At 47.4% G+C, this 1,410-nt stretch carries 1 rRNA gene; it reads right to left on the bottom strand.

Features of this window, described 5'->3' with window-relative positions:
• A 23S ribosomal RNA gene (locus KGF41_RS20450) occupies positions 1-1,351 on the bottom strand; the annotation flags it as partial.
• Between the last annotated feature and the right edge of the window lie 59 nt (positions 1,352-1,410).

Raw genomic sequence — 1,410 nt, 5'->3', positions numbered from 1 at the left:
CCTTCCCCTGGAAACCTTGGGTTTACGGCCTGTGGGATTCTCACCCACATCTCGCTACTCATGCCAACATTCTCACTCCCATACTGTCCACATGTCCTTACGGTCATGCTTCAACCCGTATGGGAAGCTCCCCTACCCATCATTACTGATGCCGTAGCTTCGGTAGTAAGTTTTAGCCCCGGAAATCTTCGGCGCAGGATCACTCGACCAGTGAGCTATTACGCACTCTTTGAATGAGTGGCTGCTTCTAAGCCAACATCCTGGTTGTCTGTGCAATCCCACATCCTTTACCACTTAACTTACATTTAGGGACCTTAGCTGACGATCTGGGCTGTTGCCCTTTCGACTATGAATCTTATCACCCACAGTCTGACTCCCAAGTATAAGATGACGGCATTCGGAGTTTGATAGTCTTCGGTAGGTGCAATACCCCCTAGGACATTCAGTGCTCTACCTCCGTATCTCTCACCTTGAGGCTAGCCCTAAAGCTATTTCGGGGAGAACCAGCTATCTCCGGGCTCGATTGGAATTTCACCGCTACCCACAAGTCATCCCCGAGCTTTTCAACGCTCGTGGGTTCGGACCTCCACGAAATTTTACTTTCGCTTCATCCTGCTCATGGGTAGGTCGCCCGGTTTCGGGTCTACGTCAAGTAACTGAACGCTCAGTTAAAACTCGCTTTCGCTACGGCTCCACACCTTAAGTGCTTAACCTTGCTACTTAACGTAACTCGTTGGCCCGTTCTACAAAAAGTACGCGGTCACACAAGAAATGTGCTTCCACAGCTTGTAAGTGCAGGGTTTCAGGTTCTATTTCACTCCCCTCCCGGGGTTCTTTTCACCTTTCCCTCACGGTACTATACGCTATCGGTCACTAGGTAGTATTTAGCCTTGGAGGGTGGTCCCTCCTGCTTCCCACAGGGTTTCACGTGTCCCGTGGTACTCTGGATCATATCTGAAGTTTTCTCGTTTGACATACAGGACTATTACCTTCTGTGGTGGGTCTTTCCAAACCTCTTCAATTACGATACCTCTTCGTTTAAGATATGTCCGCAACCCCAATAAAGAAAACTTTATTGGTTTGGGCTATTCCGCGTTCGCTCGCCGCTACTTACGGAATCGAATTTCTTTCTCTTCCTTCAGGTACTTAGATGTTTCAGTTCCCTGAGTTCCCCTCATTAAGCTATGTATTCACTTAATGATACTTAGACATTACTCTAAGTGAGTTTCCTCATTCGGAAATCTTCGGATCAAAGTTTACGTGCAACTCCCCGAAGCTTATCGCAGCTTATCGCGTCCTTCATCGGCTCCTAGTGCCAAGGCATCCGCCCTGCACCCTTAATAACTTGACCAGTTAAAAAGGTTTGATAGATTAGAAGCTATCAACTTCGATAATTTTAAAAAGTTATCA

Source organism: Clostridioides sp. ZZV14-6150 (assembly GCF_020657875.1).
Classification (GTDB): domain Bacteria; phylum Bacillota; class Clostridia; order Peptostreptococcales; family Peptostreptococcaceae; genus Clostridioides.
Note: the sequence above shows the minus strand (reverse complement) of the source record. Positions and strands in the feature narration are given on the sequence as shown.